The organism is Arthrobacter sp. Dra40, from assembly GCF_059091905.1.
In genome coordinates, this window is record NZ_JBNHHB010000010.1 from 108232 (window position 1) to 117006 (window position 8775).

At 64.7% G+C, this 8775-nt stretch carries 9 protein-coding genes; 4 read left to right on the forward strand and 5 right to left on the reverse strand.

The features are described 5' to 3' along the window. Nucleotides 1–30: 30 nt before the first annotated feature. From AC5RWT_RS07680 to AC5RWT_RS07695, 4 genes are read right to left on the reverse strand one after another with little or no spacing between them, the layout of a single operon-like run. Complete coding sequence (locus AC5RWT_RS07680) at nt 31–390, reverse strand: non-heme iron oxygenase ferredoxin subunit (RefSeq protein WP_494079769.1); 360 nt, start codon at nt 388–390, stop codon at nt 31–33. Next, nucleotides 390–1673: a Fe-S cluster assembly protein SufD gene (sufD, locus tag AC5RWT_RS07685; RefSeq protein ID WP_494079770.1), complete on the reverse strand. Its 1284-nt coding sequence runs from the start codon at nt 1671–1673 to the stop codon at nt 390–392. The genes AC5RWT_RS07680 and sufD overlap by 1 nt, the downstream gene beginning before the upstream one ends. Then, nucleotides 1673–3133, reverse strand: coding sequence for a Fe-S cluster assembly protein SufB (gene sufB / locus AC5RWT_RS07690; RefSeq protein ID WP_494043852.1), 1461 nt, complete (start codon nt 3131–3133; stop codon nt 1673–1675). The genes sufD and sufB overlap by 1 nt, the downstream gene beginning before the upstream one ends. Nucleotides 3134–3156: 23 nt before the next feature. Further along, entirely contained in the window at nt 3157–3927 is a 771-nt protein-coding gene (locus AC5RWT_RS07695; RefSeq protein WP_494079771.1) for a helix-turn-helix transcriptional regulator, read from the reverse strand. A gap of 171 nt (nt 3928–4098) precedes the next feature. On the opposite strand from AC5RWT_RS07695, the gene AC5RWT_RS07700 reads away from it, so the two are divergent. The 4 genes from AC5RWT_RS07700 to AC5RWT_RS07715 all read left to right on the forward strand — a co-directional run bounded on the left by AC5RWT_RS07700 (nt 4099) and on the right by AC5RWT_RS07715 (nt 7763). Then, nucleotides 4099–4971: an ABC transporter ATP-binding protein gene (locus AC5RWT_RS07700; RefSeq protein WP_494044190.1), complete on the forward strand. Its 873-nt coding sequence runs from the start codon at nt 4099–4101 to the stop codon at nt 4969–4971. Next, a complete protein-coding gene (locus tag AC5RWT_RS07705; protein ID WP_494043854.1) occupies nt 4968–5714 on the forward strand; it encodes an ABC transporter permease in 747 nt (248 codons plus the stop codon). The genes AC5RWT_RS07700 and AC5RWT_RS07705 overlap by 4 nt, the downstream gene beginning before the upstream one ends. A gap of 4 nt (nt 5715–5718) precedes the next feature. After that, the gene (locus AC5RWT_RS07710) at nt 5719–6654 is read left to right on the forward strand and encodes a COX15/CtaA family protein (RefSeq protein WP_494079772.1); all 936 of its coding nucleotides are present in this window, start codon (nt 5719–5721) and stop codon (nt 6652–6654) included. Between the two features lie 293 nt (nt 6655–6947). Beyond that, a complete protein-coding gene (locus AC5RWT_RS07715; protein ID WP_494079773.1) occupies nt 6948–7763 on the forward strand; it encodes a neutral zinc metallopeptidase in 816 nt (271 codons plus the stop codon). 206 nt (nt 7764–7969) lie between these two features. On the opposite strand, the gene AC5RWT_RS07720 is transcribed toward AC5RWT_RS07715, so the two are convergent. Beyond that, the coding region (locus tag AC5RWT_RS07720) for an HNH endonuclease signature motif containing protein (protein ID WP_494079774.1) at nt 7970–8775 on the reverse strand (806 nt) is incomplete at its 5' end.

The following is an 8775-nucleotide window of genomic DNA, read 5'->3' on the forward strand; positions in this document are numbered from 1 at the left end:
GGGCGGGCGTAAGTTCGCGTGTTGAAGTTTTTAGTTAAGGTCCGGAGCAGGCGCCCCGTTGAGGACGTTCGTGACGTCCACGTAGACGCTGTCGCCGTCGAGCGTCAGCGCGAACACCGGGACGGGTTCGAACGCCGGCAGGCTCAGCGGCTCGCCGGTGCGCAGATCAAACTGGGAACCGTGGCCCCAGCATTCGATCGTGCTGCCTTCGACGTCGCCTTCGGAGAGTGAGACGTCCGCGTGCGAACAGGTGTCCCCGATGGCATGCAGCTCGCCTTCGGAGTCCCTGACGATGGCTACCGGATAGTCATCGATCAGGATGCGCACTGCCTGATTGACCTGTACGTCCGAGGCATTGCACACCAGTTCGCCGCGCGGAGCCTCGCTCATCAGAGGTTGCCTGCCTCGAGTTCGCGTTCCAGCGATGCGTTGAGGCGCTCTTCCAGGGCGGGAACCCGGATCTGCTGGATGATCTCGTGGAGGAAGCCGCGCACCACCAGGCGGCGGGCGACGTCCTCGGGGATGCCGCGTGCCATCAGGTAGAACAGGTGCTCGTCGTCGAAGCGGCCGGTGGTGCTGGCGTGGCCTGCACCTTCGATCAGCCCGGTTTCGATCTCGAGGTTCGGCACCGAATCGGCGCGCGCGCCGTCGGTCAGCACCAGGTTACGGTTGGCCTCGTAGCTGTCGGTGCCTTCGGCTTCCTTGCGGATCAGCACGTCGCCCACCCAGACGGTGTGCGCGTTCTTACCCTGCAGGGCTCCCTTGTACAGCACGCGGGACTTGCAGTTGGCGACTGCGTGATCCACGAACAGCCGGTGCTCAAGGTGCTGTCCGGCGTCGGCGAAGTAGAGGCCGAACATCTCCACGTCGCCGCCGGTGCCGGTGAAGCGGGTGGACGGCGTCACGCGGACCAGGTCGCCGCCGAGGCTGACGGTCACGTGCTTGAACTTCGCGTCGCGGCCCACGCGGGTCTGCTGCGAGGAGGCATGTACGGCGTCATCGGCCCATTCCTGCACCGAGACAACGGTGAGGTCCGCGCCGTCCTGCACGTCGATCTCCACGTTCTGGGAAACGGTAGCGCTGCCCTTGTGGTCCAGCACGACGACGGCCTTGGAGAACTTTTCGGCCACGATGACCAGGTGCTGGGCGGACAGTTCGGTGCTGGTGCCCTCAATCACGACGGCGACGCCGGTCTCCAGCTGGGCCTCGGCCGGAATGGTCACCACAGTGGCCTCCTTGAAGGCCTCCCATGCGGCGGCGGAAACGCGGTCCTCGGGAATGCCGGCAACGCCGATGCGCGCATCGTCCCGGCCGACGGTTTCAACGACGACGCCGGCCGGAAGGTCGGTGCCTTCGGGACCGGTGACGGTGACCGCCGGAGCGGTGCCGACCAGGGCGTCGCTCTGCAGGCCGCGCAGCCGCTTGAGCGGGGTGAACCGCCAGTCTTCCTCGCGGCCGGTCAGCGGACCGAAGTCGTCCGCTTTGTACGAGGTCAGTCGGCCGGCTCGGGAGCTATCCGGAATGCCGACACCGCCGCCGTGGCTGTGGCTCTTGGCGCTGGCGCCGGCCAGCGGACCTGCCGCAGCGTTGACCGGGGAGAGGTTTTCGCCCTCTTCGGTAAATCCGTCGATGGCCGGAGCACCGATACGTGCCTTCTCAGTGATCTCAGTCATTAACCTACGGACCCTTCCATCTGCAGTTCGATCAAGCGGTTCAGCTCAAGTGCGTATTCCATCGGCAGTTCCCGCGCGATCGGCTCGATGAAGCCACGCACGATCACGGCCATGGCCTCGTCCTCGGGCAGGCCGCGGGACATCAGGTAGAACAGCTGCTCTTCGCTGACGCGGGACACGGTTGCCTCGTGGCCCATGGTGACATCGTCTTCACGAACGTCGATGTAGGGGTAGGTGTCCGAGCGCGAGATCGTGTCCACCAGCAGTGCGTCGCACACCACGGAGTTCTTGGTGTTCTTCGCGCCCTCGCGGACCTGGACCAGTCCACGGTAGGCCGAGCGGCCGCCGCCGCGGGCCACCGACTTGGCCACGATGGCACTGGAGGTGTTCGGGGCAATGTGGACCATCTTGGAGCCGGTGTCCTGATGCTGGCCCTCGCCGGCGAAGGCGATGGACAGGGTCTCACCCTTGGCATGCTCGCCGACCAAGTAGACGGCCGGGTACTTCATGGTCACCTTGGAACCAATGTTGCCGTCGATCCACTCCATGGTGGCGCCTTCGTGCGCAATGGCGCGCTTGGTCACCAGGTTGTACACGTTGTTGGACCAGTTCTGGATGGTCGTGTAGCGGACGCGGGCGCCCTTCTTCACAATGATTTCGACGACGGCGGAGTGCAGCGAGTCCGAGGTGTAGATCGGCGCCGTGCAGCCTTCGATGTAGTGCACGTAGGAGTCTTCGTCCGCGATGATCAGGGTCCGCTCGAACTGGCCCATGTTCTCCGTGTTAATCCGGAAGTAGGCCTGCAGCGGAATCTCCACGTGGACGCCCTTGGGCACGTAGACGAACGAGCCGCCGGACCAGACGGCGGTGTTCAGCGAAGCGAACTTGTTGTCGCCCACGGGGATCACCGATCCGAAGTACTCCTGGAAGATCTCCGGGTGTTCCTTCAAGCCGGTGTCGGTGTCCAGGAAGATCACGCCCTGGGCCTCGAGGTCTTCGCGGATCTGGTGGTAGACAACCTCGGACTCGTACTGGGCGGCGACGCCAGCCACCAGCCGGTTGCGCTCTGCCTCCGGGATGCCGAGCCGCTCATAGGTGTTGCGGATGTCTTCGGGCAGCTCTTCCCAGCTGCCGGCCTGCTTCTCCGTCGAACGGACAAAGTACTTGATGTTGTCGAAGTCGATGCCGGACAGGTCGGCGCCCCAGGTGGGCATCGGCTTGCGGTCAAAGTACTTCAGGCCCTTTAGGCGCAGATCCAGCATCCACTGGGGCTCGCTCTTTTTGGCGGAGATGTCGCGGACGACTTCTTCACTCAGGCCGCGGCGTGCATTGGCCCCGGCGGTGTCGGCGTCGGACCAGCCGTACTCGTAGGTTCCGATGCCATTAAGCTCGGGGTTCTTTTCCAAGATTTCGGAAATGGTGGTGTCGGGTACATCGGTCGTCCCGACCGCGTTCCTCATACTCTGATCCACTTGGTCCGTCATCACGGCCTCTCTTGCAGATTGATGGATACTCGTCTGGTTCCTGTCGCCGGTTCGACGGGTCGAACCGCAGACCTTGTTCGACCCACCGGGATGTGGGTCGTACAAACATGTCCCCCGCCGGCCAGTGTGGATAGTCGCCTGACATCCACCCCTAGCAGCCGGGAAAATACTTCAGTTTCGCTGTCGCAGAATTCTGGGAAGTCTGCCGCGAGCTGTTGCACCGGGCAGTGCCCTTGGCATAGCTGGACTGCCAGCATCGTGCTGTGCGGGGCCTTGGATCCAACCACCGTGGTGGATCCAACAAAGCCGTCGGCGCTCAGCGCTTCGGCCAGCGCCTTGGCCCGCTCTTCGATTTCCGGCCCCGCTGCCTCCACGATCGGGCGGTAGCGTTCCTCCATGTCCCGGTACCGGTTCCGGGCAAACTCTGCGACCGCTTCGCTGCCGGCAGCCTGGCTCAGCGCTGCCAAAGCCGTTCGGGCAATATCCAGGTAGTCATCGCCCAGCCGGGTCTGACCCTGCCTGCTGAGCACGTACTTTCGGGCCGGACGTCCAGCGCCCGTGGCGGAATTCGCGGTGAGCTTGACCTCGATCAAACCCTTTCGGGACAGGGCGTCCAGGTGCCGCCGAACGGCCGCCGGCGTGAATCCGAGGATCCTGCCGAGGCCAGCTGCGCTGACGGGTCCGTGTTCCAAAACGGCATTCAAAACCCGGTCCCGGGTCCGCTCCTCGGACTCGGGCGCCTGGGCACGCGAAGAAGCACTACTGGTCATGGAATACACAACACAATCATGACGTATTCTGTTCCGACCCACCAGTAAGGCAGTCCTTAGCATGGCTACCTCTACGTCCCGTAGAATGTTCGGGTGCCTACCTCCGAACCCTGCCTCGACATCCAGGGACTCGTGAAAGATCTGGGGCCGGTCGAAGCTCTGGATAACAAGATGGTCCGCGTCATTGACGGGGTCCATCTACGCGCCTACCCCGGGCAGGTTACCGCACTTCTCGGACCCAACGGTGCCGGCAAAACCACCACCTTAGCCTGCGCTCAGGGCCTGATGGCTCCCAACGGCGGGACCGTCCGACTCCTCGGCCAAAATCCATACCAGGCGGGAGCAGAGCTCCGGAGCCGCGTGGGAGTCATGCTCCAAGAAGGCGGACTCCCGCAGGCCATCCGGCCGCTGGCGCTGCTGCAGCACGTCGCCGGGATGTACCAGAATCCGCGCAGTGTGGACGAGCTCGCGGAACGGCTCGGCATTCAGGGCTTCGCCAACACACCCATTCGCCGGCTTTCCGGTGGCGAGAAGCAACGAGTAGCCCTGGCGGCCGCGTTGGTGGGCGATCCGGAAGTCCTCTTCTTAGACGAGCCGAGCGCCGGGCTGGATCCACAGTCCCGGGCAGTCGTGTTCGACCTGATCCAGGAACTGCGCGCCGAAGGACTGGGCATCATCCTCACCACGCACCTCATGGACGATGCCCAGCGGCTGGCTGACTACGTCTTCATCATCGACGCCGGCCGGACAGTCGTGCACGGTACCGTCGCGGAACTGACCGCAGCCACGGACGAAAGCGCCGGCGTCGAACGTTTGCTCACTTTCGACGCTCCCCCGGGTCTGTCCCTCGACCTGCCCGAGCCGTTCACCGCCGTCGAAAATGTTCCCGGGCGCTACACAGTGGCCGGGCAACTAACGCCTGCGGTGCTGGCCGCGTTGGCCGCGCAATGGGCGGCCCACAATGTCATGCCGGCGTCCATCCATATGGCGCCTCGCTCGCTCGAGGATGTCTTCCTCGATATCTCCGGGAAGGATCTGCGATGAGCGCACCCGCCGCCCTGATTCGCCGGATCGCCCTTCAGGGCCGCTACGAGACGATGGGCATGCTGCGCAACGGCGAACAGCTGTTGATTGCCATCATCCTGCCGCTGCTGGCGCTCATCGGGCTCACTGTCACGCCGCTGCTTGACACCTACACGGACGACCGGATTGCCATGGCGGCCCCGGGCGTGCTGGCGCTGTGCACGGTGTCCACCGCGCTGACCGGCCAAGGGATTGCCACCGGCTTTGACCGCCGTTATGGAGTCTTGCGGTTCCTGTCCACCACTCCGCTGGGGCAGAGCGGGCTGATCCTCGGAAAGATCATTGCGGTGCTGGCCATCATGGTCATCCAAGTGGTGGTGGTGGGCGGTACCGCGCTGTTGTTCCTCGGCTGGCAGCCCGCATTCGGCGGCCTGCTGCCGGCGGCTGCGCAGCTGGTGCTGGGTGCCGCGGCCTTCACGTCGCTGGGCCTGCTGATCGCCGGCACCGTCCGGCCGGAGGCCACGCTGGCCATCACCAATCTGCTCTGGGTGCTGCTGGCCGCCGCCGGCGGTATCCTCTTCCCGGTGTCCAGTTGGCCCGACGTTTTCGAGCCCGCCGCCCACCTTTTGCCTTCGACCGCCCTGGGTGACGCGCTCCGCAGCGCCCTGATCGACGCTCAGTTCAATCTCACCGCATCAATCGTGCTGCTGGTCTGGACCGTAGTGGCCAGCCTTGCCGCCATCCGCTGGTTCAAATGGAGCTAAGTCAATGACCACCGCCACCCCCAAGTCCCACGACCTCCTGGACCGGCTGCCGACCTCCGTCAACCGCACCGTCCACGGCTTGGCCATTGCATCGCTGGTATCGCAGATCGGCATCATCATCACCGGCGGTGCCGTGCGGCTGACGAAATCTGGTCTGGGCTGTTCCCAGTGGCCCAACTGCGTGCCCGGCTCCATGACGCCGACGCCGGAAATGGGCATCCACGGCCTGATTGAATTCGGCAACCGCACTCTGACCTTCATCTTGGCCATCATCGCCGTCGCCATGCTGGTCTCCCTGTGGCGCATGCGCCGGTCGCACCGCACCCTGTTCGGCCTCGCCGTCGGGCTGCTCTGCGTCATCCCTGTGCAGGCCCTGATCGGCGGCATCACCGTCTGGACCGGCTTGAACCCCTGGGTGGTCAGCCTGCACTTCCTGGCCTCGGCCTCGCTAGTGGCGGTTGCAACACTGCTGGTCAACCGGACGGGAATGTATTTGCGGGGTGGCACTGCAGTAGCCGTCGCTCCGGTGCCGAGCATCCAACGAACGCTGGGATGGACCATCGCCGCTGCCTCTGCGGCCTCCATCGTGTTGGGCACCATCGTGACGGGCACCGGACCCCACGCCGGTGACGCCAGCGCCCCCCGCCATGACTTCAACGCTGATCTGGTGACACGGATCCACGTGGTGCCGGTCTACCTTCTGGTCGCCGTTACCGTCCTGTCGCTGGTACTCGCTTACCGCCACGCAACCTCTCGGCAGCTGCGCACCGGCCTGTGGTGGCTGGCCGCGGTGATTGTTTTCCAGGGCGGCATTGGCTACCTGCAGCATTTCACCGGCCTGCCCATCGGCCTCGTGCTGCTGCACATGCTCGGCTCGGCCCTGCTGACCGTTGCTGCCACGAACGTGTGGGACCGTTCAACGGGCAAGTTCCCGCTCTAACCCCTGGTAGGCGGACGAGTCGGCAAGGTGCAGATATCGGGTCGAGTCGACAAACGTGCCCCCTCTCCCATCGCCTCTGACCCGTCGTTGAAGACGACCACCTCCCTGTCAGGGCCCCGTCGTTAAGGGCCCCGTCACGGGGCCCTTACCCCCTCTCGGCTCGGTGAAGGGTTTCATCAACCTCGCTGAATCGGTTGTCCTCCTCCAGCCCCTTGCGCCCTTCACCCGTAACTGATACCCCGGTCGGAATTCCATAGCGATCAGAAAAATCAGTTGCAAAGTCAAGGAAAGTCATGACTGGTGAAACCAAAAACAGATGGGGCGTGCTTGCACGTCTGGTGCTGGCATTGGCCCTGGCCTTAGGTTGCGGAGGTTTCGGCGATGCCGGCTCTCCGCCCGTCAACCAGGGCGGCGCCGAGGGCGGGCCCGGTGAGCAGTCACTCGGCGATTATTCGCGATACGGGCAAACCCCGCCCGGGGAAGTATCAGGAAATGATACTTCTGCTGCGGGCCAGGCCGGGAACGACACGAACGCCATCACATCGGACGAGCTGGCCGATATTCAAGCAGCCCAGGCGATCACGGATCAGTTCTGGCGCACGCATTGGAGTGAATTGTTTACCGGGACCTACACGCCGCCTACGGTCGTGGGACTATACGATGGCAGAGACCCCAGCAACGCACCCATATGCGGGGGAAAGCCGCTTCCGCCGGAAAACGCCTTCTACTGCGTTCCAGAGGATTACGTGGCATGGGACGCTTCGCTCATGGAGCGCGGATTCGTGTTCGGAGACGCTTGGCCTTACTTGGTCATCGCTCACGAATGGAGCCATGCAATTGCGAACCGGCTCGACCCCAGCCTCCGATCTCAGGCCTATGAGCTGCAGGCTGACTGCTTGGCGGGAGCGACCCTGTATGGGGCGGCCGCAGACGGAACTCTTATTTTTGAAGAAGGTGACCAGGAGGAACTTGTTACTGCGCTGAGTTCGCTCGGCGGAAACACCCCGTGGACGAACCCGCAGGACCACGGCGACTCCTCTGAACGGATTGCGAACTTCAATGTAGGACGCACCGGCGGCGTGTTGGCATGCTTGCCGTCACAACAATAAGAAGGTCTGGCCAACTAGCCTGACTTCTCTGCTACCCCTCTATGCAGTGGTGCCTTGAGGGGCACTGCCGCTATTTCGGCTGGGTGTTGCGCATTCGCCGCACACATGCGGATTCATGGCAACGACCCAGCTGGGCCTCACCGCGACTGCCGGAACCATCAGGGCGTTTGACCTCAAAAGGGTGGCGGGTCCTGCTGTTGGTTCCGTTAGGGCGGCGATTCTTCCGGCTGGCCGCCCGTTGCACGGTTTTTACGGGCGGGGTGCCAGGCCGGCAGCCAATCGTCGTCGTCGGGCTGTCCACCGGTGGCGCCAGTACCACTCCGCGGCTCCACAGTGAGCGGTTCGATTCGTTGTCTGTGCTCTTCCGGGAGGGCGGCGGCGACGGCGGGCGGGTAGGCCGGTTGGCCGGGCGCGTCGACGTCTTCGCCGGGCCGGTCGGTGTAGGTCCGGCCGGCCGGGGTGGTCACTTCGAACACCCCGGGTGAGGGCTGTGTCATCTTCCAGCCGGCACGGGTTTTCAGCCCGTGGTGGGTCTCGCACGGCGGGCCCAGGTTCCCGGCATCCGTTTCACCCTTGGCGCCGTCGGCGCGGAACGCCTGGGTGTGGTCGATCTGGCAGGCCGTGCCGTGTTTGCGGCAGCCGGCAAACGGACACACCTCGTCCCGTTTCCGCACCGTCCGGGCCAGATCCGCCGGCGGCCGGTACCGGGTCCTGCCGTAGGAGAGCCTGGCCCCGGTCTCCGGATGCGTCAGGATCCGGTAAAACGACGTCGCATCCGCACACAACTGCCGGGCAGCGTCCGCCGGGATCGGACCGAACCCGTCCAGCGTCGCCGGTTCCTCGCCCAGCCCCAGCAGAGACAGGACCGGGACGGTGACCGCCGGTTCGGCGTGGATCCCGGCCGCCGGGCCAGTGTCCATCCCCGCGTGCACGAGCAGGTCCGTAAACACATCCGCCCGCAACTGGCCCCTGGACCGGGTCTCGCCGTCCTGGGCGCGCAGGTGCGCGGCGG